Source organism: Streptomyces sp. NPDC048461, assembly GCF_055587105.1.
In genome coordinates this window covers 1-21205 of sequence record NZ_JBVJGW010000045.1, presented here as the reverse complement: position 1 = coordinate 21205, position 21205 = coordinate 1, and the positions used below count along the sequence as shown (strand labels likewise).

25 protein-coding genes are annotated in these 21205 nt (G+C 73.2%); 11 read left to right on the top strand and 14 right to left on the bottom strand.

Translation table 11 applies throughout. The features are described 5' to 3' along the window. Positions 1-183: 183 nt before the first annotated feature. Positions 184-441 carry a hypothetical protein gene (locus tag ACZ6S8_RS37675; RefSeq protein ID WP_469462659.1) on the bottom strand — a complete coding sequence of 86 codons (258 nt, stop codon included), beginning with the start codon at positions 439-441 and terminating at the stop codon, positions 184-186. After that, a complete protein-coding gene (locus ACZ6S8_RS37670; protein WP_469462658.1) occupies positions 428-712 on the bottom strand; it encodes a DUF6400 family protein in 285 nt (94 codons plus the stop codon). Before ACZ6S8_RS37670 ends, ACZ6S8_RS37675 begins: the two co-directional genes overlap by 14 nt. 244 nt (positions 713-956) lie before the next feature. Here ACZ6S8_RS37670 and ACZ6S8_RS37665 point away from each other — a divergent pair, with 244 nt between their 5' ends. Further along, positions 957-1262, top strand: a complete 306-nt coding sequence (locus tag ACZ6S8_RS37665; protein ID WP_469462657.1) for a hypothetical protein — start codon at positions 957-959, stop codon at positions 1260-1262. Between the two features lie 130 nt (positions 1263-1392). Here ACZ6S8_RS37665 and ACZ6S8_RS37660 read toward each other — a convergent pair whose 3' ends face one another. The 3 genes from ACZ6S8_RS37660 to ACZ6S8_RS37650 all read right to left on the bottom strand — a co-directional run bounded on the left by ACZ6S8_RS37660 (position 1393) and on the right by ACZ6S8_RS37650 (position 3967). After that, positions 1393-2064 carry a ScbR family autoregulator-binding transcription factor gene (locus ACZ6S8_RS37660; protein WP_469462656.1) on the bottom strand — a complete coding sequence of 224 codons (672 nt, stop codon included), beginning with the start codon at positions 2062-2064 and terminating at the stop codon, positions 1393-1395. 228 nt (positions 2065-2292) lie between these two features. Beyond that, positions 2293-3561, bottom strand: coding sequence for a YhgE/Pip domain-containing protein (locus tag ACZ6S8_RS37655; protein ID WP_469462655.1), 1269 nt, complete (start codon positions 3559-3561; stop codon positions 2293-2295). Between the two features lie 85 nt (positions 3562-3646). Further along, positions 3647-3967 (bottom strand): hypothetical protein, encoded by a 321-nt coding sequence (locus tag ACZ6S8_RS37650; RefSeq protein ID WP_469462654.1) that lies wholly within the window; start codon positions 3965-3967, stop codon positions 3647-3649. A 321-nt stretch (positions 3968-4288) separates the two neighbouring features. On the opposite strand from ACZ6S8_RS37650, the gene ACZ6S8_RS37645 reads away from it, so the two are divergent. Continuing rightward, positions 4289-4987 carry a DUF4232 domain-containing protein gene (locus ACZ6S8_RS37645; protein WP_469462652.1) on the top strand — a complete coding sequence of 233 codons (699 nt, stop codon included), beginning with the start codon at positions 4289-4291 and terminating at the stop codon, positions 4985-4987. 25 nt (positions 4988-5012) lie between these two features. Here the strand turns inward: ACZ6S8_RS37645 and ACZ6S8_RS37640 are convergent, their stop codons facing one another. From ACZ6S8_RS37640 to ACZ6S8_RS37630, 3 genes are all read right to left on the bottom strand, one after another. Continuing rightward, on the bottom strand, positions 5013-5912 hold the full coding sequence (locus tag ACZ6S8_RS37640) for an NAD-dependent protein deacetylase (RefSeq protein WP_469462651.1): 900 nt from the start codon (positions 5910-5912) through the stop codon (positions 5013-5015). Positions 5913-5990: 78 nt separating this feature from the next. Next, positions 5991-6422 (bottom strand): ATP-binding protein, encoded by a 432-nt coding sequence (locus ACZ6S8_RS37635; protein ID WP_469462650.1) that lies wholly within the window; start codon positions 6420-6422, stop codon positions 5991-5993. A 173-nt stretch (positions 6423-6595) separates the two neighbouring features. Continuing rightward, a complete protein-coding gene (locus ACZ6S8_RS37630; RefSeq protein ID WP_469462648.1) occupies positions 6596-8707 on the bottom strand; it encodes a SpoIIE family protein phosphatase in 2112 nt (703 codons plus the stop codon). Positions 8708-9027: 320 nt separating this feature from the next. Between ACZ6S8_RS37630 and ACZ6S8_RS37625 the strand changes: the two genes are divergently transcribed. Next, positions 9028-9357, top strand: a complete 330-nt coding sequence (locus ACZ6S8_RS37625; protein WP_469462647.1) for an STAS domain-containing protein — start codon at positions 9028-9030, stop codon at positions 9355-9357. 116 nt (positions 9358-9473) lie between these two features. Then, positions 9474-10157 (top strand): PepSY domain-containing protein, encoded by a 684-nt coding sequence (locus ACZ6S8_RS37620; protein WP_469462646.1) that lies wholly within the window; start codon positions 9474-9476, stop codon positions 10155-10157. Positions 10158-10167: 10 nt separating this feature from the next. Here the strand turns inward: ACZ6S8_RS37620 and ACZ6S8_RS37615 are convergent, their stop codons facing one another. From ACZ6S8_RS37615 to ACZ6S8_RS37605, 3 genes are all read right to left on the bottom strand, one after another. Then, on the bottom strand, positions 10168-10524 hold the full coding sequence (locus ACZ6S8_RS37615; RefSeq protein ID WP_469462645.1) for a VOC family protein: 357 nt from the start codon (positions 10522-10524) through the stop codon (positions 10168-10170). Between the two features lie 76 nt (positions 10525-10600). Continuing rightward, the gene (locus ACZ6S8_RS37610) at positions 10601-11647 is read right to left on the bottom strand and encodes a glycosyl hydrolase (RefSeq protein WP_469462644.1); all 1047 of its coding nucleotides are present in this window, start codon (positions 11645-11647) and stop codon (positions 10601-10603) included. A gap of 191 nt (positions 11648-11838) precedes the next feature. After that, positions 11839-12579, bottom strand: coding sequence for an SDR family oxidoreductase (locus ACZ6S8_RS37605; RefSeq protein WP_469462643.1), 741 nt, complete (start codon positions 12577-12579; stop codon positions 11839-11841). Between the two features lie 376 nt (positions 12580-12955). Here ACZ6S8_RS37605 and ACZ6S8_RS37600 point away from each other — a divergent pair, with 376 nt between their 5' ends. Beyond that, positions 12956-13321, top strand: a complete 366-nt coding sequence (locus ACZ6S8_RS37600; protein ID WP_469462642.1) for a cupin domain-containing protein — start codon at positions 12956-12958, stop codon at positions 13319-13321. 60 nt (positions 13322-13381) lie between these two features. On the opposite strand, the gene ACZ6S8_RS37595 is transcribed toward ACZ6S8_RS37600, so the two are convergent. Both ACZ6S8_RS37595 and ACZ6S8_RS37590 read right to left on the bottom strand, forming a co-directional pair. After that, on the bottom strand, positions 13382-14125 hold the full coding sequence (locus tag ACZ6S8_RS37595; protein ID WP_469462641.1) for a class I SAM-dependent methyltransferase: 744 nt from the start codon (positions 14123-14125) through the stop codon (positions 13382-13384). Between the two features lie 169 nt (positions 14126-14294). Beyond that, positions 14295-14795: a GNAT family N-acetyltransferase gene (locus ACZ6S8_RS37590; protein WP_469462640.1), complete on the bottom strand. Its 501-nt coding sequence runs from the start codon at positions 14793-14795 to the stop codon at positions 14295-14297. 219 nt (positions 14796-15014) lie between these two features. Here ACZ6S8_RS37590 and ACZ6S8_RS37585 point away from each other — a divergent pair, with 219 nt between their 5' ends. From ACZ6S8_RS37585 to ACZ6S8_RS37560, 6 genes are all read left to right on the top strand, one after another. Beyond that, positions 15015-15293 carry a hypothetical protein gene (locus ACZ6S8_RS37585; protein WP_469462639.1) on the top strand — a complete coding sequence of 93 codons (279 nt, stop codon included), beginning with the start codon at positions 15015-15017 and terminating at the stop codon, positions 15291-15293. Between the two features lie 165 nt (positions 15294-15458). Beyond that, positions 15459-16814 carry an acyl-CoA synthetase gene (locus tag ACZ6S8_RS37580; RefSeq protein WP_469462638.1) on the top strand — a complete coding sequence of 452 codons (1356 nt, stop codon included), beginning with the start codon at positions 15459-15461 and terminating at the stop codon, positions 16812-16814. Then, a complete protein-coding gene (locus tag ACZ6S8_RS37575) occupies positions 16811-17731 on the top strand; it encodes a thioesterase II family protein (RefSeq protein ID WP_469462637.1) in 921 nt (306 codons plus the stop codon). Before ACZ6S8_RS37580 ends, ACZ6S8_RS37575 begins: the two co-directional genes overlap by 4 nt. A gap of 211 nt (positions 17732-17942) precedes the next feature. Next, positions 17943-18881 (top strand): DMT family transporter, encoded by a 939-nt coding sequence (locus ACZ6S8_RS37570; RefSeq protein WP_469462636.1) that lies wholly within the window; start codon positions 17943-17945, stop codon positions 18879-18881. A gap of 162 nt (positions 18882-19043) precedes the next feature. Then, entirely contained in the window at positions 19044-19205 is a 162-nt protein-coding gene (locus tag ACZ6S8_RS37565) for a carbohydrate-binding protein (protein WP_469462635.1), read from the top strand. 383 nt (positions 19206-19588) lie between these two features. Next, a complete protein-coding gene (locus ACZ6S8_RS37560) occupies positions 19589-19921 on the top strand; it encodes a hypothetical protein (protein ID WP_469462634.1) in 333 nt (110 codons plus the stop codon). Positions 19922-20825: 904 nt separating this feature from the next. Here ACZ6S8_RS37560 and ACZ6S8_RS37555 read toward each other — a convergent pair. Next, entirely contained in the window at positions 20826-21008 is a 183-nt protein-coding gene (locus tag ACZ6S8_RS37555; protein WP_469462632.1) for a hypothetical protein, read from the bottom strand. Positions 21009-21205 lie beyond the last annotated feature (197 nt).

The window sequence follows — 21205 nt, the reverse complement described above, 5'->3', positions numbered from 1 at the left end:
GTCCCACATGCTTCACCGCGCCGCCTCCTGTGGCCGCTATGTCCCATTCGTCACGCGACCATACGTCTGAGGCCCGCCGGAAGGGGCGGTGCCACGAGCGGGGAGGGGTGACCGGGTGCGGGAGGGGTCGGGCGAGTCGGGGCGCGGGCTTGCGGCGGGCGCCGGCGAAGGCGGCTGCGCCCGTCAGAACCGGGCCAGGCCGCTCGTGATGCGGCTCCACACGGACCGGGTGGCCCCGAAGCCGCTCTCGTGCACCCACACGTGGGTGCAGCCGGGGCACTGCAGGTGCAGCAGGCTGCCGGTGTTGGTGAGCAGGTAGCGCCAGTGCGCCGAGCACGCCCGCCGCTCCTCGCACGGTGCGCACCCGCGGGTGTCGCGGCAGTTCGGGCAGGCCACCCAGGCGCGGCGCCCGATGTCGGCCTGCGGGTCAAGCGGCAGCACGGCCGCCCCCGCGTCGTGGCAGGACCCCGGCCTCGACCAGGTCGTCGTACAGCCGCTGCTGCTCCGCGTCGAGACCCGAGTACAGCAGGTCGTAGGCGGCCTCTTCGCCGCGCAGCACCTCGATCGGGTCCCAGTCGGGTCCGAGGGCCTCCATCACCTGGGCCCGGCGCAGTACCTCCTGGGACGTGAGGTCGACGGTGAAGGCGACCGTTCCGGGGGTGGCGGACCCGGGCGACGGGTCGGCGGGAGGGGTGGGGCGGTCCGGGCTCATGGATCCGAACTTAGGTAACCCTTCCTTCTTCGGTCAAGGGAGGGTGGGCGGAGTCACAGCAGGTGGGAGTGGTCGCCGCCGGGTCGGCGCGGCGGGCCGACGGCGACCGTGGTGCCCCGTGGTCCGCGTACCCGGGCTTCGGCCGGCGCCCCCGCGGACATGCGTTGCGTCCGGTGGGGGGTGGTCGCAGGCGACGCGCGTGGCGGTGGCGGACGTCCTCCGTGGCGGGTTCTAGGCTCCGGCCGTGGCTGACATCGAACTCGCCGACGAGTTGATCGTTCTGCAGAAGCGCTCCGACACGGCGTGGGCCCAGGTCCGCGCGATCCAGGACCGCCACGGTCGGCCCACGCGTGCGGGCGGCTGGCCGTCGGAGGCGCACGCCGAGTGGCGCACGGCCTGGGACGAGTGGGGTGCCTGCGTCGACGCCGTGCGCGGAGCGATCGACGCGTGGGCGCAGGACAGCGGGCAGCGGCCGATCGACGTCGACGCCAGGCTCAAGGGCCTGGTGCGCGGCGGGAAGCCCCCTCAGGTCTGGCCCGAGGCCGGATAGGCGGCTCCGCGCGCCGTTCCGGACGTCCGCCCTCGGGTGTGCCGGGATGGGACAGGGCGGCCTCTCGCACGCTGTGGTGAGCACCCCCGTGGTTCGCCACGTCGTGGGTGAGGCCGCCCTGGATCTGGGGTCAGCCGGCTGTGGCTGACGAGCGGGCGGCGGGGAGACCGAGCCCGGCCCGGCATTCGGGTGAGCCCTCCGGCTCGAGGAGGAGGGCGCGGTCGGCGGGAGTGATGCCGGGGAGGAGGTAGTTCCACAGGTCGACCACGCGCGCGTGGAGGTCGCCGCGTGCCGTGCGGACGTGTGAGGTGACCTGGATCCCGGTGAACGACCCCACGAGGAACGTCGAGAGGTCGTGGGTGTCGTGCTCGGGGTGGATGTCGCCCCGTTCCTGGGCCGGGACCAGGCAGCGGTGGCAGGTGTCGATCCAGGCGTTGTAGGGGGAGGGGTCGGGGTCGGTGAAGGAGCCGAACTCGACGAGCAGACGGATCCCCGCGCGGACACGGGCGTTGGTGCGCAGGGCGTGGGCCATCTGGTGCGTGAGGTCGATGACGGTCTGCAACCCCGGGTCCTCGATGGCGTCTACGCCTTCGGAGACCTGGAACTGCTCGTCCATCAGGGCCCGGGCGAGGGCCTCTTTGGACTGGAAGTGGAAGTAGAGGGCGCCCTTGGTGACCCCGGCGTGCCGGACGACGTCGCTCAGGCTCGTGCCGTCGAATCCGGAGTGGTCGAAGGCCACGGCGGCGCCGTCGAGGATGGCCCGCCGGGTGATCTCGGCCCGCTCCTGCCTGACCCTGGCCACGTTCTTCTCCTCGTCGACGGCTGCTTGTCCGGGGTCAATGTAGTGGAACCCAGGGGAAGTAAACCAGTCAACCAGTTTGTTCTTGCGTCAAGATGGTTTTGTTTAATGAGTAATTGACAGCTTTTACGCTATTACTTTTTGGTTGCTGCCTGATGTACCGGGGTATGAGGAGCCGCGGTGAGACCGGTGGTTCGGGTCCTCCCGGAGGGGCGGGGGAGGCAGGCGGGGTCAGGCGGGTTGCGGCGTGAGGCGCTTGTGGCCCTTGCGGTCGTAGTAGGCGGTCATGGCGAAGCCGAAGACCAGGGCGAGGACGGTACCGATCGCGATCATGACCCAGGCGCGCGAGAGCCCGGCATCGCCCCGGGCATCGAAGTACAGGATCGCGCGGACCCCGTCGCCGAGTTGGCGCATGGGCTCGAAGTGGGACAGGAAGCGGTAGAACCCCGGAACGGCCTGGAGCGGGATGGTGGCGCCCGACGAGGGGAGGCCCAGGACGATGAACACGAACATGGACACCAGCTGGCCCAGACCGCCGAACGCGGCGTTGATGGCCTGGACCCCCAGGCCGACGGCGAGGGCCGCGCAGTAGGAGTAGACCCACAACAGGGGGACGTGGGAGGCGTCCATGCCCAGGACGACGACGCAGGACAGGAGCACCAGAGCGGTGCTGACGAGCGTGATGCCCGCCGTCATGAGCATCTTCAGCAGCAGGGTCTGCGTGCGGTTGATCGGTACGGTCGGACGCCGGGTGTGCCAGGGGCCGATCTCGTTGTCGGCGTAGCCCAGGGCGGTGTCGACCGCGTTGCTGATGACGTTGCCGCCCATGAAGCCGGCCAGCACGAGCAACAGCGTGTAGTAGAACGCGGTGAGGCCGAGCCCGCTGTGTGCACCGATCGGATGGCCGACCCGGGTGACGACGTCGACCGGGTCGGCGAGCAGCAGCCGCGCGGTGGCGTCCGCCTGCGCGCCGGCCGACGCCGTGAGCTGTCGGCCGAGCGCAACGGAGGCCTGGTGCGCGGCCTGCGTGGTGATCTGGCTCGCCAGGGAGGAGCCGAGGCTGCCCTTTCCGGGGTTGGTGAGCACGGTGATCGTCGGCTGCCGGGTGGCCCCGGTCGTCGTGAGCGCGGTGACGGAGTCCGTGAATCCGGCCGGGACCACCAGCGCGCCGTAGATCTTGCCCGAGTCGAGCTGGTCCTGGGCCTGCGCGCGGGTCAGCGTGCGCCAGTCGGCCTTGCCGCCCGCGCTGTCGGCGGCGATGGAGGCCGCGATCTGCGCGCCGAGGTTCTCCCGCTGCCCGGGCGGCGGGGCACCGCGGTCTTCGTTGACCACGGCGATGGGCAGTTCGCGGAGGTCCGCGTTGGGATTGACGACACCGCCCATGTAGAGCAGGGACAGGAGCAGGGCCAGCAGTCCCGTGAGGATCGTGGGCACCAGCCACAGTCGGGGGTTGCGCAGCAGCGTCGCGGCAGTGGCTTCGGGGGCGGCGGACGTGGACATGAGTCTCCGTGGGTTCCCGGCGGCGCGGGGATCGAGCGGGGGCCGGGGGCGGCCGGGCAGGGTGCCTCTACCGTGCGGGGCGCGTCTAGCGTTCGAGCGCGGTGCCCTCGGGCGCGTCCGCCCCGGGCGGGGTGGGCTCCGGGGCCGCGTCCGGGCCCGGTACGGCGGGCACGAGGTCGTACTGGGGGCAGGGCGCGGTGAAGCACTGCTTGGGCGCCGGTACGCAGACGAAGCCCGCGGCCGGCTTCACCACGCCGCACGGGCCGAGGCCGGCGGTACCGGCGTACGGGGGTGGCGGCGGGTCGGCCCGCGCCGTGCCCACTGCGGTGAACAGGAGCGGTGCGACGAGCAGGGACAGGCCGCCGGCGAACCGGGCCGGGCCGAGGGACGTACGGAAGCGGGCCATACGGGGCAGCCAAGCACCCGCACGACCCGCGGCGGGGCAGCCGTGCCCCGGAAGTCACCCGTAAGAAGCGCGAGGGGGCCTCAGCCCCCGGGCCGGGCGGTCCCACCGGCGCGCCGCGCGGGCCGCGGCCCGGCCCCCGGCACCCGTCGCGGAGCCGGACGGGCCGGGCTCGCTCGACGGAGCCGCCACCGCCGCAGCTCGACGGAACCGTCACCGCCGCATACGGGAGCTGTAACGGTCCGCGCGGGGGTGTGAATCCGCGGTGGGGGCGGGCATCCTGCCCTGACCATCCCAGCACGTCAGCAGCCACGGGGGCTCGTGATGCGCACCTTCCGCAAGACCACCCACGTCCGGGCGCTCGGCGCCCTCGGCCTCACCGCCGCGGCGCTCCTCGCCGCCTCGGCTTGCGGGCCGGGAGACGACAAGGCCGGCGGCACACCGCCGGCGCCTGCCTCCTCCGCCTCTTCGCCCGCGCCGCCCTCCGCAACCCCTTCGTCCTCCGCGCCGGCGCCCGCCGCTCCGTCGACCTCCGCGCCGGGGCGTCCGGGCGAGGCCGAGGGCGCCCCCACCGGCATCGACGGCAACTGCCCCGACGAGTACACCGAAGTCACGGTGGAGTGGGCCGTACCACCCGCCAAGGACGACTCGAAGCTCCTGCTGACCGTGACCAACACGGGCAGCGAGCCGTGCAGGCTGCGGACCCATCCGGTGCTCCGGCTGGAGGACGGCCACGGCCGGCTCGTGGGGGTCTTCGAGAACTCCCGGCCGGAGCGCGAGGTCACCCTCGATCCCGGCAAGGAGGCCTACGCGGGTCTGCTCCTGCGCCAGAGCAACAAGGAGGTCAGCACCCTCGTGCGGAACATGGCGCTGGCGCCGCACGGACAGCGCCCCACCGACAACACGGGCGAGGGCGTCCTCCTGGAGCTGCCGAAGGGCGGCGTGTACGTGGACGACAAAGCGCGTGTGACGTACTGGAACAGCAGCTCCGAGGCCGCCGTGTCGCCGCTGTTCCCCCACTGACGGGGCCGGCCGCCCGGGCCCGGGGTCAGGGCGTCGCCCCGTCGTCGACGGGGACGGCCAGCCGGTCGGCCAGGGCGGTCAGCGTCGTGCCCAGGGGGAGCGCGACCCGGGTGACGGCGTGCCCGTCGCCCCGGGTCGGGTCCCGGTTCACGATCAGTACGGGCGTCCCCTCCCGGGCCGCCTGGCGGACGAACCGGAGCCCGGACATCACCGTCAGCGAAGAGCCCAGGACGAGCAGCGAGGACGCCGCGGTGACCAGCTCGCGGCAGTGCTCGACCCGCGAGGGCGGAACGGCTTCGCCGAAGAACACCACGTCCGGCTTGAGGACGCCGCCGCACGCCGAGCAGGGCGCCACCGAGAAGTCCGCGACCTGCCCGTCGCTGAGGTCGGCGTCACCGTCCGGGTTCAGTGCGGCGGCCACCGGCGCGAAGCCCGGATTGGCCTCCTCCAGGCGCACGGCGAGTGCGCGGCGGGCGGTGAAGGCGCCGCAGGAGAGGCAGACGACCCGGTCCAGACTCCCGTGCAGTTCCACCACGTCCCCGCTGCCGGCGGCCTGGTGCAGGCCGTCGACGTTCTGGGTGATCACCCCCGCGAGGAGGCCGTGCCGCCCGAACGCGGCCACGGCCCGGTGTCCGGCATTGGGCCGGGCACGGCCGAACGTGCGCCAGCCGAGGTGGCTGCGCGCCCAGTACCGGCGCCGGGCCCGGGGGTCCGCGATGAACTCCTGGTACGTCATCGGCGTGTGCCGCCGCAGGCTGCCGCCCTCACCCCGGTAGTCGGGGATGCCCGACTCCGTGGAGAGGCCGGCCCCGCTGAGCACCAGCACGCCGCCGGCCCGCAGTGCGGCGGCGACCGGCTCCGGGTCGGTGGTGCCCGGCCGGAGGTCCCCGGTGGGCGTCCAGCTCAGGGTGGGGCGCATGCGCATGCCGCCAGGGTACGGAACCCGACCGGAGCGCGCGGGCCGGCCGGGGCGGTGGCCACCCCCCCCGGCCCCGGGACGAGGTCACCCCTCGCGGTCGGGACCGGCCGCGCCGTCCAGGCAGAACCACAGCCACTTGCCGAAACCGTCCGTGCTGATGCCCCAGGCCGCGCTGAGGGCGTCGATGATCCCCAGGCCCCGGCCGGACTCGCACACGGCGCTGTCCACGGCCTCGACCGCGGGGCCCGCTCCCGGACTCCCGGTGCGGCCCGCCACCTCCGCGCTCGCGTCCCGTACGGCGCACATGAGCGCGCCCGTCGCCGTGTCGTGCCGGATGACCAGGCGCAGCCGGTCGCTCTCCGTGTGCTCCACCGCGTTGGCCACCGCCTCCGAGAGCAGCAGGGACCCCTCGTCGGCGAGATCGCGGTCGCTCACGCACGTGCTCAGGGCGCGACGGGCCTGGCCCGCGGCTTGCAGGGTGCTGGGCAGGGAGATGTCGATGATCTGGGGGGACACCACGTACTCCTGGCTGTGAGGACGGGACCGGGGGTGTGGCGGAAGTCGTTGCTCCGCTTCCTTCACGGTAGGCGTCCGGCGGTGGCCGCCACCACGGCCGAGAGGCCACCGACGACCCGGCCGTACGGAGGATGCGCCCCGTCCGGGAGGCGCCGTCCGGCCACCCGCGGGGGTCAGGTGCCGAGGTTCTGCTCGGTCCAGACCGTCTTGCCGGAGGCGGTGTAGCGGGTGCCCCAGCGCTCGGAGAGCTGAGCGACGATGAACAGGCCGCGGCCGCCCTCGTCGCCGGTGCGGGCGTGGCGCAGGTGGGGACTGGTGGCACTCCCGTCGTGGACCTCGCAGGTGAGGGCGCGGTCCTTGATCAGGCGCAGGCGCAGGGGAGGGCTCCCGTAGCGGAGGGCGTTGGTGACCAGTTCGCTGACGATCAGCTCCGTGGCGGCCGCGGTGTCCTCGTCCACGTTCCACTCCTCCAGCGTCCGCCGCGCATGCCTGCGGGCGGTGGCCGCCTCGGTGAGGTCGTCGGTCAGCAGCCAGGTGGCCGCGGAACGGTCGGGGAAGGCGGAGGTGCGGGCCAGCAGGAGGACCGCGTCGCCGTCCCTCGCGCCGGTTCCGAACGTGTACAGGACGTCGTCGCACAGGTCCTGCAGGGACCGGCCGGGACGTGCGAGGAGATCACCGAGCCGCCCAGGGGCCTCCCCGGAACCCGGCAGGGCACCGGAGGGGAACCGGGGGGTGTGCAGGGCGACGACGCTGCCCTCGGCGAGCTCGACGGTCGTGGTGGCGAAGGGCGAGCCCTCCCCGCTGCCCAGGAGGGGCCCGCCGGCCAGGTCCACGGTCTCGGCGGCGCCGTCCGGGCGGACGATCAGCGGCGGGGGCGGGTGGCCGGCGGACGCGAAGGTGCAGGTGCGCGGGAAGGGGTCGTACACGGCGTACAGACAGCTCGCGGACAGCGGCTGCCGGTACGCCGGGTCACCGGACGGCCGGACGTCCCGTTCCGCCGCCAGGAAACCGGCCGTGTCGCTCAGGCGGGCCAGGAGCTCGTCCGGCTCCAGGTCCAGGGCTGCCAGGGCGTGCACGACGGTGCGCAGCTGCCCCATCGTGGTCGCCGTGTGGATGCCGTGTCCGGCGACGTCGCCCACGACCAGGGCCGTGCGCGCGCCCGAGAGGGGGATCACGTCGAACCAGCCGCCGCCCCCGCCGTCGCCGGGGACGTGCAGGTGGGCCGTCGAGACGGTGCTCTGCCCCGCCGGATCGCGGGGCAGCAGGTGCCGCTGCACCGTCGCCGCGATGGTGTGCTCGCGGGTGAACCGGCGGGCGTTGTCGACGCACAGCGCGGTGTGGGCGCTCAGGTCGCGCACGAGACCCAGGTCGCCCCGGCTGAAGGGAGCCGAGCCGGCGACGCGGTAGAGGCTCACCAGTCCCAGACCCCTGCCCCGCAGGTCCAGGGGTGCCACGAGCAGGCTGTGGGCCCCGGCGGCGCGGATGGCGCCGGCCCGCTTCGGATCGGCCCCCAGCCACGGGCTGTCGTCGTCCAGGGCGACGATGCGGGGCCGGAGGTCGGTCAGGGTCCGGCTGTAGGGCGTGGGATTGCGCAGGCTCCGTACGTCGCCCACCGGATGGGCCTGCGCCTGATCCGGGCCGCCGCGCGCCCGGAACGCCGCACGCCGCAGCGGCACGTCCTGGGCGAACGGCCCCGTCGGCGGCTCCTCGCCGCGCACCACCGCCTCGACCACCTCCACCACGGCGACGTCGGCGAAATCCGGGACCAGGACCTCCGCCAGCTCCTGACACGTGGCGATCACGTCGAGGGTCCGGCCCACCCGCTCGCGCACCGCGGACAGTACGCTCAAGCGGGCCCGCGCCTCTTCCGCTTCCGTGACGTCGACCGCCGCGACCGCCACGCCGAGGACCGTGCCCAGCGGGTCGGTGAGCCGGAAGGCCGACACCGAGCGCGCCCTCTCCCGCCCCCCGTCGACAGCGAGCCGAGAACGCACCAGCCGCTCCCGCACGGGCACCCCGGTCTCCAGCACGCCGCGGATCATCGCCGTCACCTCCCCGGGCGCATCGAGGGCGGAGAACACGTCGTCGAAGCGCCGTCCCAGCAGCTGTTCGACGGGCACGTCGTGCATGGACCGGGTGGCGGTGTTGATCCGCACCAGCCTCAGCTCCGTGTCCAGCACGTGCAGGCCCACCGGGGACTGGCTGAACAACGCGTCCAGCACGGCCAGGTCCACCGCCCCGGGAACGCCCGGCCGCGCCTGCCCGGACGGCTCTTCGTGCGTCACGGCGACCACCTCCGCCACCCACCCTGCCCGACGGGCATACCGGCGGGCATCCGCGGAGCCGTGATGTAGCTCGTTCAGCCTCCGGCGATGCCCGGGTGCGGGGTCCCGCCGCTGGTCGGGGCCATGCGCCCGGTGACGCCCCGCACGCATGTCCGGGGCCGTGTCGTGGTGGATCGGAGGTCGTTGGGGAAGGTGTTCCGCATCACCCGAGGTCCGGTGCCGGACGCGGAGCGACCGCCCCCGGCCCGACTTCGGGTCTCGCTCCGGCCGCGGCCGGAGCTGTGGAGGGCGAGACGGTGTCGGCGGTGAGGAGCGGACGGATGGGACAGCAGGTGAGGGTGGAGCCGGACAGGGACGGCGTCCGGATCATCGCGTGCACGGGCGAGTTCGAGTACGGGGCCCTGGGCCCGCTCAAGGCCGCGGGCGAGGCGGCCGCCGCCGATCCGGGCGTCTGCCGGATCGTCCTGGACGTCCGCGGGGTCACCTTCGCCGACTCCTCCATGCTCGCCCAGATACTGCTCATGCTGCGCACCGGCCGCCTGGTCCTGGCCGGCCCGCTGCCCCCGCAGCTCGACCGGCGTCTGAACCTCACCAGGGTGCGCGACATGTTCACCATCGCCGACGGGACCGCCGCGGTGCGCGCTTTCTAGACCCGACGTCCAGACCCGACCCCGTTGCTCTGTTCGGACGCGCCGGCGGTTCGCGATCGGGTGGGTCGCGGCGTGGCCCCGGGCCGTTGCGGGCGGGAGGGTCAAGCGTGACGGCCATGAAGACACTCCTCCGGATCCGTACCCTGGCGGTCTGCTGCGCCGTCTCCACCACGCTGCTGGCCGGCGCGTGCGGCGGCAGCCCGGCCCCCGGCACCGCGGCCCCCGCCGCCCCGTCCTCCTCGCAGGCCAGCCCCACGGGAGCCACCGCGCTCACGGAGGACCAGCGCGAGCGGAAGGACCTGGTGCCCGCTGCCAAGGTGGCGTGGAACCAGGCCGCGGACACCGCGGTCGCCGCCGTCCCGAAGGGCCGGCTCGTCGAGATCGAGCTGACCACCTCCCGCGGCACGCCCACGGACACCCCCACGGGCAGTCCGAGTCCGTCGGGCTCCGCACCGGCCGCGGGCGCGCCCGTGTGGGACGTCACGGTCGCCGCGCAGGACGGGACCACCCACGACGTCCAGGTGGACGCGATCACCGGCAAGGTCACCCGCTCGCGGGTCGAGCCCGGACAGGACGCCGACGACAAGAGCGAGGTGGCCGAGCAGCTGAAGGCCGCGACGACCACCGCCGCGCAGGCCGTGGGGACCGCCACGGGCCGCACGGCCGGTACGGTCACGGCCGTGGAGCTCGACGACGACGTCTGGTCCGTCGACATCGTCACGCCGGACTGGAACAAGACGACCCACGACATCGACGCGGCCAAGGGCACCGTCGTCCGCACGCACGTCGACCGCGACTGACCCCGGCCGCCTACGGGCGGTACTGGACCAGGCAGAACTCGTGCTCTTCGGGATCGGCCATCACGACGACCACCCCGGCGTCGTAGTCGTGCCGCTCTCCGGTGGACCGGCCTCCGAGGGCGATGACCTGCGCGATGCCCTCGTCGACGTCGTCGACCGCGATGTCCAGGTGCAGCCGCACCTTGCCGGTCCGCGGCTCGGACACCGGCTGGAAGACGAGACGGGGCTGCGGGTCGCCGGGGAGCCCGAGGTAGACCCAGCCGGGCCGGGACGGACCCGCCGGGCGGTCCAGCAGCCCGCTCCAGAAGGCCGCCACCCGTTCCACGTCGACGCAGTCGACCGTCACCCCCACCCAGCGGTTCGCCACGGTGTCCTCGCCCTTCGTCGTCGTGTGCGCGGTGCCAACCGTCGCACTTCCACGCCGGGTTCCGCAGCGGACCGCGTCAACTGCCCTGACCCGGACCGAGGTCGACGCGGTACGGCCGCTCGCGACCCGGTGGAACGGCGGACAGGAGCTCCCGGAACACGTCCGAGGAGCGCGGGTTCTGCCCGCACTGCCACACGCCGTGCGGGCAGTAGTCGGTGATGCTGTGGTAGAGCGGCTCGTGCCGGGCGATCCACGCCAGCATGCGGCGCACGTACTCGGGGTTGTCGCCGTTGCGGAACAGACCCCACTCGGGGTAGGAGATCCGCTTGCCGTGGGCCCTCGCGAAGTCGACCTGCTGCTGCAGCCCGTAGGGCTGGGTGACCTGCTCGTCGAAGGTGTGGCCCGGAGGCTGGTCGTAGCTGTCCATGCCGACGACGTCGACCACGTCGTCACCCGGATAGCACCGGGTCCAGGCGATGGCGTCGCCGCCGCGGTTGGGGGCGAAGTCGAAACGGAACCGCTGCCCCTTCACCCCGCGCATGGCCGTCACGATGCGCCGCCAGTACGCCTTCCAGTTCGCGGGGTCGGGCCGGCACCGGTGGGTGTAGTCGAAGCCGTTCATCTCCCAGCCGAGCACGATCACCGTGTCGGGTACGCCCAGGCCGACCAGGCGCGTCGCCAGCCGCCTGAAGTGGTGGTCGTACGTACCCTTCGCGCCGGTGCGGATCAGCTCGGCGACCCGGGCGTCGGGGACGCGGGCCTCGTTGCCCTCCAGCATGGGCACGTTCAGGACGAACAGCCGGTCCGCCCGGGCGTTGCGCCACCGCGCCCAGCTGCGCAGCGAATCGGGTGCTCCCTCGATGTTCGACCAGGTGTCGCCGGGGAGGTAGGTGTGCCCGGCCCGCAGCTCGGTACCCCCGAGCCAGCGCGAGAACTCCTGCATCCGCTCGACGCCGGGCGAGCCGTAGTGGAGATAGGCGCCGACCGCGATCCCGGTACCGGCGGCGGCGCCGGAGGAGCCCCGCGGCGGTGCGGAGGGGTCACCGCCGGTGCAGAGCAGGAGGAGGCCGACGGCGACGGTAGTGGCACAGACGCCGGTCAGCCGGCGGACCCGACGGGACATGCTGCCTCCACGAGCTTCGCGAGCCGATGTGTCTGGCAGTGACGGTAGGCACCCCTCCCGACCGGCGGCCCGTCCTGTCTCCCCGCACTGGGCCGTTCGCGGCACCCGCCCGCCTTCGTTTGACCCGACCGGGCGACGAGCGCCGCCCCCGCACCCGCGCGGCGGCGGGGACCGGGCGTCCGTGCCGTTGGCTATCGGCCGGTGCCGAGCCAGTCCGTGTAGTGCGTGGGGGCCAGACGGGTACCGGGCCCGCCGATGAGCACGCCGTCCTCGACGGCGGCGAACAGGCCCGCCCGCTCGTCGGTCACGACGGACCGGGTGTCCCCCCTGGCCGACAGCGTGAGGCGGCCGAGCTCGTCCAGGGGGAACACGTCGGGGCCGGCGATGTCGAGGGTGCCGTTCAGGGGAGGGCCCGTCGCGACCTCGGCCAGGACGTCGACGATGTCGGCCGCCGCCATGGGCTGGAGGGGGGTGGAGGGGAGCCGGACGGTGGCGTCGTCCGAGGTCCAGGACAGGACGGGGTCGATGAACTCGAAGAACTGGGTGGCCCGCACGATCGAGTACGGGGTGGACGCGTCCTTGAGCAGGTCCTCCTGGAGCGTCTTCGCCCGGTAGTAGTCCAGCTGCGGCACGCGGTCGACGCCCACGATGGAGAGGGCGACCTGGTGGCGGACCCCCGCGCGCGCGGCCGCGGACAGCTGGTGCTCCATGGTCGTGCGGAAGAAGGCCGGTGAGGCGTCGTCGAAGGTGGGGGAGTTCGTCACGTTCACGACCGCGTCCACGCCTTCGAGCGCCTCGTCGAGACCCGCTCCGGTCAGCAGGTCGACTCCGGTCGACCGGGACGAGGCGGCCGCGTCGTGCCCCGCGCCGCGGAGCTTCGCGACGAGCCGGGAGCCGATCAGTCCGGTGCCGCCGATGACCGAGATCCTCATGATGATCGTGCCTTCCCGAACCGAATGCGAGGTGGCCCGCTCGGGGCGCCGTACCGACACGACACCGTGCGCAGCCGCGCGGCGGGTGTCGTTGCAGAGCCTAGCCATGGCGGGTCCCGTCGGCTCGGCGGCGCGGGACAGCGCCTCCCGGGCCCTCCTGACGCCATGCCTTCGGCTCGGCCCGGCCGCTTCCCGGGGCTGGGGCGCCGGCGCGGATGTGAAGGAGCCCGGCCGGCCGCCGGTCCGGACCGCGAGCTGCACCGGCCGTACGCCGTGCGGGGCGGGTCGGGCCAGAGGACACTGAGAGGGCGGATCGCGGTGGGGCGGGCGATCTCGTGGATCTCGGGACAGTGGAACGTACGGCCGTGGAGGAACCATGACGGCGACCACACGCGACCAGACCCCCGTGGCCATCGCGGGCGACGGCGTCGAGTTGCGCCTGAAGGAGATCGGCGGCGGCTTCTCCGTCGCCTTCATGCAGCTCTCCCGGGGCATGGCGATGGCCCCGGCCCTGAAGGGGCTGCCGGACGACCTGTGCCAGTGCCCGCACTGGGGCTACCTGCTCAAGGGCACGCTCAGGATGCACACCAAGGACGGTATGCGGGACTACTCGGCCGGTGAAGCGTTCTACTGGGCGCCGGGCCACGCCCCTGAGGCGATCGAGGACGTCGAGTACGTGGACTTCTCGCCCACCGAGGAATTCCGGACGGTGATCGACCACGTGACCTCGCAGGCAGCCTGAGCCCGCCGGGCGGCCCGCGGCGGGCTCAGGAGCCGGGCGGGAGTGCCGTCCCGCCGTGGGTCAGGCGCGGCAGCGCAGCATCTCCAGCGGAGGGTTGGCGTGGAAGTCCGCCCAGAAGTCCGCACCGAACGCGCGCAGGCCGGCCTCCGACACTGTCAGCGGTACCCAGGTCAGCTCGCCGAATCCGGCAGCCTGCAGGCACTTCTCGTAGACCTCCCGGCGCGGACGGTTGGCGACGAACGAGACCGGCGGGTCCAGCAGGGCCGTGGTCCGCACCCGGGGGCCCGTCTCGCCCTCCTCACCGGTGAGCACGGTGCGGAAGCCGTACCGGTCCGGCGGCGGTCCGTCGAAGCGGAAGTCGGGCGACTGGTTGAGGAGGAAGAGCGGGGCGCCGGGCTTCAGGCTCCGGTGCACGTTGCGACACATCCGCTCCGTGGTGGCGAGGTCCGGCGCGTAGTTGAGCAGCTGGACCGCCAGGCCGATGTCGAAGGGCCGCTCGAACACCCGGAGGTCGGACGCGTCTGCGACCTCGTAGCGCACCCCCAGGGGATCGCGCTGCTCCAACTGCTGCGCCACGGCGACCATTTCGCCGGAGATGTCGACTCCGAGCACCTCCGCGGCGCCGCGCCGCCGGAACTCCCTGCTGTAGAACCCGGTGCCGGACGCCAGGTCCAGCACCGACGCGCCCTCCACGTCCCCGACCATGGCGAGGAAGCTGGGTACCACTGCGTACTGCTCCAACGGCAGGGCCTTGAAGCCCTCGTACGCCTCGCCGATCTCGTCGTACTGCTCGTACGCGCTCATGGTGATGTCCTCCCCGTTCAGACGTGTACCCGGACGCGGCCCCGTACCCCGGGGACGCCCCGCGGCTTCTCTCCGGCAGTCTCTACGGGGCCCGGTCGAGCCTCGTACTGGCAGAAGCCACAAAGATCCAGGTGCCGTCCCGGCATCGGGCACGTGGCCCCGGAGCGGTTCAGCGCGCGGGGGACCGGTCCAGGTCGAGCACGCCCACCCGCTGTCCGCCGCTGAGCTCGCCGGTGGGCGTGAAGCCGAGGCCGAGGTAGAACGGCTCGGGAGTGTGCACACCCGTGTCCCAGCAGACGTACGCCCGGTCGGCGCCGCGGCGGCGGATCTCCTCGACGGCGGCGCCGACCGCGAAGCGGCCGTAGCCCTTGCCCTGGTGACGGGCGTCGATGTTCAGCCGCCAGATGCCCGAGCGAAGGTCGTCGGGGTCCTCGGCCGGGTTCCAGCCGATGTCCAGGAAGGCCATGACGAAGCCGACCACCACGCCGCCGTCGACCACGGCCCGCGGCCAGGCGACCTCGCCGTGGGCGTAGGCCTCCGCCAGGGACTTCATGACGGGGGACACCAAGTGCCCCTGATCGGGGCGCACCTGCACCGCCAGCACGGCGTCGACGTTCTGGGTGGTGACGGGCACGAGGCGAAGTGCGTTCGAGGACGGGGCTTCAGACATGACCACAGGGTAACTACGGCCGCGGGACGCAGTGCTGAGAGGCCGCCCGGAGCGGACGGCCGCCGTCGACGCAGGACCCTGCCGGGCGCTCGCGGGGCGCGGCGGGCATCCGCGCAGCTCGGGTTCGGTGCCCGTCTCCCGGGTACGCCGCCCGCGATGCCCGTGGCACGGAACGGGAGCACAATGGGGAGGACCGGCGACCGCGGGACGGAGGGCGACATGGCGCGCAGCGAACGGCACGCGGGCGGCAGCCCCGCCGACCCGGCCGCGGTGCGGTGGCGGATCACCAGTGGCTCGCCCGAGCCCGAGGAGGTGGCCGCGGTCGCGGTGGCCCTGTCGGCGGCCATGGCCGGGCGGATCGCCGAGGCGATGGACGAGGTCCGGGAAGAGGCGGCGGCGGAGCGCGAGGCCGCCCGATGGGCGCCGGCGGCGGCCCGCCGCAAGTCGGCGACCTCCTGGACCGCCGGCACGCGCCCGGGCTGGCGCGCGGGCCACTGAGCCGACGCCACCCCGCACCACTGGGCCACCACACACCTCTGGACCACCGTGTCCGGTGTAGGGGCGCGCGGGGGGTATGTCCGGGATGCGTGTCCGGGGTGACCGCGTCGTCCCCGTAGGCTGTGGCAGCACACTTTTCGCTGTCTCGTCAGGGGAGTTGCCGCCATGTTGACCGCCCTCACCGGTGTCCACGGGGATCGCGCGGACGCCGTCACCGTCGCGGGCCGCTCGGCCTCGTACGAGGAACTGCTGGGCGCGGCCCAGGGCGTGGCTGCCGACATCGCCGGCCTCCAGGCCGTCGCGGTGAACGCGACACCGTCGCTGGAGACCGTCGCCGCCGTGGTGGGCGCCCTGCTGGCGGGGGTGCCCTGCGTACCGCTGGCGCCCGACGCCGGACCGGCCGAGCGCGAACACATCCTCCGCGACTCCGGCGCCGTCATGGTCGGCGCGGACGTCGGCCGCCGTGCCGAGGGCCCGGCGAAGACCTCCGTACCCGTGTCCGGGGCGCCCGCGCTGATCCTGTACACCTCGGGGACGACCGGTCCGCCCAAGGGTGTCGTGCTGAGCGGCGCGGCGATCGCCGCGGACCTCGACGCACTGGCCGACGCCTGGCAGTGGAGCTCCGAGGACACCCTCGTGCACGGTCTTCCGCTGTTCCACGTCCACGGACTGGTCCTGGGCGTGCTCGGCGCCCTGCGCACCGGCAGTCGCCTCGTGCACACGGGCCGTCCCACCCCCGACGCGTACGCGCAGGCGCGCGGCAGCCTGTACTTCGGGGTGCCCACCGTGTGGTCGCGCATCGCCGCCGAACCGCGCGCGGCGACCGCCCTGACCGGAGCGCGCCTCCTGGTCTCGGGGAGCGCCGCCCTCCCCGCCCCGGTGTTCCGCAGCCTGGAGGCCCTCACCGGGCACCGGCCCGTCGAGCGGTACGGGATGACCGAGACGCTGATCACCGTCAGCGGCCGCGCCGGCGGCGACGTACGGCCGGGCACGGTCGGCACCCCGCTGCCCGGCATCCGGACCCGTATCGCGGCCGAGCCGGGAGCGGAGATCGGGGAGCTCCAGCTGACGGGTCCCACCCTGTTCTCGGGCTACCTGGGCCGCCCCGAGGCGACGGCCGCCGCCTACACCGAGGACGGATGGTTCCGCACGGGCGACATCGCGGCCGTCGACGAGGCGGACGGTGTCCACCGGATCGTGGGCCGGGCCTCAGTCGACATGATCAAGTCCGGTGGGTACCGGATCGGGGCGGGAGAGGTGGAGAACGCCCTGCTGGACCACCCCCGGGTGAGCGAGGCGGCCGTGGTCGGCGCTCCGGACCCCGACCTGGGCCAGCGGATCGTGGCCTTCGTCGTCGCCGAAGGGGTCACGGGCGCCGAGCTCACCGACTTCGTCGCGGCGCACCTGTCGGTACACAAGCGGCCGCGCGAGGTCCGGTTCATCACCGCCGTACCGCGCAACGCCATGGGCAAGCCGCAGAAGAAGCGGCTGCTGACGGACGAGTTCGAGGAGCGGACATGACCACCGCGCACACCACCACCGAGGGCGCCGGCCGCCCGGGCCCGGGGGCCGACCCGTGGCTCCGCCGGTTCCACCCCGCACCACCGGGGCCCGTGCCCCGGCTCGTGCTCCTGCCGCACGCGGGCGGCAACGCCTCGTACTACTTCGCCCTCTCCCAGGCGCTGTCCGCGTACGCCGAGGTGCTGACGGTCCAGTACCCCGGCCGCCAGGACCGGTTCGGCGAGCCGCTCGCGGGCAGCATCGGGGCCATGGTGGACGGGGTGCACCACGCCCTGCGGCCCTGGCTGGACGGCCCCCTGGTGCTCTTCGGGCACAGCATGGGCGCGCTGGTGGCGTTCGAGCTGGCGCGGCGGCTGGAGGCCGAGCCGGGTCCGGGATCCGGGTTCGGTTCCGGCGCTGGTGCTGGTTCGGCTTCCGTTTCGGCTTCCGGTTCCGGCTCCGGCTTGAGCGCCGGGCCGGATGGCGCCGCTACCGGGCCCCTGCGCGGGCTGATCGTGTCCGGGCGGCGCTCTCCGCTCCTGCAGCCCGCCGATGACGACCTTCCGCAGGACGACGACGGCCTCCTCGCGCACCTCGGCTCGCTCGCGGGCACCGACCCCCGGCTCCTGGCCCACGAGGGGTTCGCGGAGCTGATCCTGCCGGCCCTGCGCGCGGACTACCGGGCGGTCAGGGAGTACCGCTGCGCACCGGGGCCGGCCCTGCGGGTTCCGGTGAGCGTGCTGTGCGGTGAACAGGACCCGCGGGTGACCGTGCCCGAGGCGATGGCGTGGCGCGAGCTGGCGGCGGGGGCGTTCACGTTCCGCGGATTCCCCGGAGGGCACTTCTACCTCGCCGAGCGCCAGGACGCGGTGGTCCGGGCCATTCGCGAGGACCTGGCGTCCTTCGGGGCCTCGGTAGCGGGCAGCGGTAGCCGGTAGCCGGTAGCCGGTAGCCGCGGGGCCGTGGGGGGGGGGGGGGGGGGGGGGGGGGGGGGGGGGGGGGGGGGGGGGGGGGGGGGGGGGGGGGGGGGGGGGGGGGGCCCCCGCCCCCCCCCCCAGGCCGGGGGCCCGTGGGCGCGCGCGGGCGCTCCGCCCGGCGCCGCCCGAACGGTGTGGGCAACCTGTCGGCGGTGTGGGTACGTTGACCCGTATGGATCAAACGGCTGGCGACCCCAGAACCGATCACCGCGCCCTGCTCGCAGCCGGCATCACCGTCGTGCTGTGGGCTTCCGCGTTCGTCTCCATCCGTGCCGCCGCGGCCCACTACGACCCGGGCGCCCTCGCCCTGGGGCGCCTGCTGACGGCCTCGCTCGCCCTCGCGCTCGTCCTCGCCGTCAAGCGGGTGCCCTTCCCGCCGAGGCAGGCGTGGCCCGGCATCCTCGCCTCCGGGGTCCTCTGGTTCGGCCTCTACATGGTGGCGCTGAACTGGGGCGAGCAGGAGGTCGACGCCGGCACCGCCGCCATGATCGTGAACATCGGCCCCATCGTGATCGCCCTGCTCGGCGGCTGGCTCCTCAAAGAGGGCTTCCCGCGCATGCTGCTCATGGGGATGGCGGTGTCCTTCGTGGGTGCGGTCGTCGTGGGCCTGTCGACCTCGCAGGGCGGCGCGTCCTCCGTCGTCGGCGTCCTGCTCTGCCTGGTGGCGGCCCTCACGTACGGCGCCGGCGTCGTCTCCCAGAAGCCGGCGCTGAGGCACGCGAGCCCGATCCAGGTGACCACGTACGGCTGCTTCGTCGGCACGGTGGTCACCCTGCCCTTCGCCGGCCGGCTCCTGGCGCAGCTGCCCGAGGCCCCGCTGTCGGCCACGCTCAACATGGTCTACCTCGGCCTCTTCCCGACCGCCCTGGCCTTCACCACCTGGACCTACGCCCTCTCGCGGACCACGGCCGGGAAGATGGGCGCCACCACGTACGCCGTGCCCGCCGTCGTCGTCCTCATCGCCTGGATCGCCCTGGACGAGGTCCCCGGCTGGCTGACCCTGCTCGGCGGCGCGATCTGCCTGGCCGGCGTCGCGGTCTCCCGCCGCCGCCCGGCTCCTCCGGGTCCGCCCGCTCCGGCCGATGCCGGAAAGGCGCCCACCGCCACCTGACAGCCGCCGTGCGCGTGGCCTGGGACTCGGGTGGCGCGGGGCCCGGCGTCGTCGGTCCGGGGTGGCGGGCCGCGGAGGCAGGCCTTGGCCGGGGGGCCGCTCAGATGATGCGAAGATTCGAGGGGGACGGCAGCGAGCCGGCCCGGCGAAAGGTGTCTCCACATGGCCGCAGGATTCTCGGAATGGAAAGTCAACCGGCAGTACGCGGAGAACGACCGCGTCGTCCACCTCGGCCAGCAGTACCGCTGCCTGGCGCCGCACAAGTCCAACTCCGCGAGCAACCCGAAGACGACCGTGAAACTGTGGCGCAAGTACACCGGCTGAACCAGCCGAGCCCGGGACGCCGCGCTGCGTACGCCGGGCTGGCCTGCGGCGACGGCCCGACGGCGTAACCGGGCTGACAGGCTCGCCGGCTCCCGCTGGCGATCCCGTAACGCGCCGGCAGCGCTCGCGGTGACAGGCGGACTCGGGCAGCGCCCGGACCCCACGCGGGGCTGCAGAACACGCCCGCGGTCTCCTCCGACCTGGCCGACACCGGCAGGGGCACCGGCACGGGGAAGGTCGCCAGGGTCCGATGTGGGCATTCATCCGCTTGGCGGTGCCCGGCGTGCCGGGTGGTGAGGGCCGGGGGAGGATCCGGGGTGTGGGTTGTCGGTCTGGATGCCTTCTGGATGGATGGGGTCACTGTGACGGTACGACGTCGGTGTGTGGGTGTGGTGTCGGGGGTCGTGGTGGCGGTGTCGCTCGTGTCGGGGTGCTCGGGTCTGGGGCGCAGCACGGTCGGCATGCTGAGCTTTCGCGGTGAGGACGAGCGGGTCGAGGTGTCGTACTCGAACACGCTGGTGAAGGGATGCCACAAGATCGGTGTTCCCGGCGGGGCGACGCACGTGGCCAACAACACCCTGGTGGACGTCGTGCTCTACCGGACCGCTGACTGCCGTGAAGTCGCGGGAGGCAAGGGCATCTACACGGCGACGACGCTGTCGAACGTGACGGCCCCGAACAGCCTGCCGTGGCGGAGTTTCAGCGTCATCCACTGATGCCGTGCTGGACGTTGGGTCTTCACCCGGCCTCCCTGCCGCCCGCGAGCCGACGACGCCACCAAAGGTCAGAGCGCCACTGCCTGCGGTCGGCGAACGGATCGGGGAGAGTCCGCCTGCGGTACACAGAGTCCAGCGAGGCCACGTGGCGTCTCAGCTCGGACCGGGCCCGGACCGGCAGCTGTTGCAGGACCAGCTCGAGGACGTCGCGTGCATGCCTCACGTCATCGAAGGAACATCCGCGACACGAGCACTCCGCATCCTGCGGATAGAGGGGCCGACGTCCAGGCTGCTCCAGGAACGCCTGGTAACGCCGAAGCGTACGGTCCGTAGCACCGGGATGGACGTAATAGTCGACCGATAGCCTCTCTGCTCGCTGTATCGCGAGGCTGGTGCGGACAGAAAGTCCGCGGAGGCGATCCTGCGGTGGGCCCTCCCAGGTGCGAGGGCTGCGCTGTACGAGACGCAGGATGCCGGGCCATCTACGCGGCATCGGCCTTTCGGTATGCAGTCATGAACCTCATGATGCCAGGACGCGTGCTCCCGCAGCCAGGAATAACGGCACACCCCTGAGGGCGCCTGTCCCGCGTGCCGGTGGATCCCGGTGGATCCACGGGAGCTACTCAGCCGTCTCGCCGGGAAGCAGACGAGTGATCGTCTTTCCCGCTTCGGTCTCGACCAACGTCAAGGAGCCGGTCAGAGATCTCTCCAGACGCCGGGCAGGATGTCGCTCGCATATGAATTGACCATGAAGGCTTCCTCGGCCTTCGTCAATGCGCCCACTCCTACTTGCTCATCCCCAATGATCGCCGGCGGGAATATGCGCAGGAGGGCTCCCCCGGATATCGCCGCAGCTCCTGGAAATGGGAAGAGTTCTCGCCGACAAGTCGGACGGAGCGGGTAATCACACCCCGGCCGGGGAACTCTCGGTTTCCGGCACCACGACGAGGAACGCGTCCCGTTCCAGGTCCATCACCACGCTCGCCACCACACCCCGTGCACGATGCTGAGCCGCAAACTCCTCAGCCGGCCAGCTTCCCCGCGGGCCGCCGGCGGGAAAACACTCCAGAACCTTCAGACCGGACATCACAGCCACCTCCAACACCCGTACGCTCCATCAGCGTTTCCCGCCTATACCCCGCGACCACCGAGGCATTCACGTGGGCCCGATCGCTTCGCGATGGTTGGTGGGTTGGTGGGTTATCGGGTGGTCCAGCCGCCGTCGATGGAGAGGGTGGTGCCGATGACGAAGGTGGAGCGGGGGCTGCAGAGCCAGGCGGCTGC

Bases quoted from the DNA above. Each gene is read 5' to 3' on its own strand.
- ACZ6S8_RS37600 (WP_469462642.1), top strand. From the start codon at position 12,956: ATGACGGCGACCACACGCGACCAGACCCCCGTGGCCATCGCGGGCGAC.
- ACZ6S8_RS37605 (WP_469462643.1), bottom strand. From the start codon at position 12,579: ATGAGGATCTCGGTCATCGGCGGCACCGGACTGATCGGCTCCCGGCTC.
- ACZ6S8_RS37555 (WP_469462632.1), bottom strand. From the start codon at position 21,008: ATGTCCGGTCTGAAGGTTCTGGAGTGTTTTCCCGCCGGCGGCCCGCGG.
- ACZ6S8_RS37585 (WP_469462639.1), top strand. From the start codon at position 15,015: ATGGCGCGCAGCGAACGGCACGCGGGCGGCAGCCCCGCCGACCCGGCC.
- ACZ6S8_RS37650 (WP_469462654.1), bottom strand. From the start codon at position 3,967: ATGGCCCGCTTCCGTACGTCCCTCGGCCCGGCCCGGTTCGCCGGCGGC.
- ACZ6S8_RS37580 (WP_469462638.1), top strand. From the start codon at position 15,459: ATGTTGACCGCCCTCACCGGTGTCCACGGGGATCGCGCGGACGCCGTC.
- ACZ6S8_RS37620 (WP_469462646.1), top strand. From the start codon at position 9,474: ATGAAGACACTCCTCCGGATCCGTACCCTGGCGGTCTGCTGCGCCGTC.
- ACZ6S8_RS37645 (WP_469462652.1), top strand. From the start codon at position 4,289: ATGCGCACCTTCCGCAAGACCACCCACGTCCGGGCGCTCGGCGCCCTC.
- ACZ6S8_RS37570 (WP_469462636.1), top strand. From the start codon at position 17,943: ATGGATCAAACGGCTGGCGACCCCAGAACCGATCACCGCGCCCTGCTC.
- ACZ6S8_RS37610 (WP_469462644.1), bottom strand. From the start codon at position 11,647: ATGTCCCGTCGGGTCCGCCGGCTGACCGGCGTCTGTGCCACTACCGTC.
- ACZ6S8_RS37625 (WP_469462647.1), top strand. From the start codon at position 9,028: ATGGGACAGCAGGTGAGGGTGGAGCCGGACAGGGACGGCGTCCGGATC.
- ACZ6S8_RS37640 (WP_469462651.1), bottom strand. From the start codon at position 5,912: ATGCGCATGCGCCCCACCCTGAGCTGGACGCCCACCGGGGACCTCCGG.
- ACZ6S8_RS37655 (WP_469462655.1), bottom strand. From the start codon at position 3,561: ATGTCCACGTCCGCCGCCCCCGAAGCCACTGCCGCGACGCTGCTGCGC.
- ACZ6S8_RS37590 (WP_469462640.1), bottom strand. From the start codon at position 14,795: ATGTCTGAAGCCCCGTCCTCGAACGCACTTCGCCTCGTGCCCGTCACC.
- ACZ6S8_RS37595 (WP_469462641.1), bottom strand. From the start codon at position 14,125: ATGAGCGCGTACGAGCAGTACGACGAGATCGGCGAGGCGTACGAGGGC.
- ACZ6S8_RS37565 (WP_469462635.1), top strand. From the start codon at position 19,044: ATGGCCGCAGGATTCTCGGAATGGAAAGTCAACCGGCAGTACGCGGAG.
- ACZ6S8_RS37670 (WP_469462658.1), bottom strand. From the start codon at position 712: ATGAGCCCGGACCGCCCCACCCCTCCCGCCGACCCGTCGCCCGGGTCC.
- ACZ6S8_RS37575 (WP_469462637.1), top strand. From the start codon at position 16,811: ATGACCACCGCGCACACCACCACCGAGGGCGCCGGCCGCCCGGGCCCG.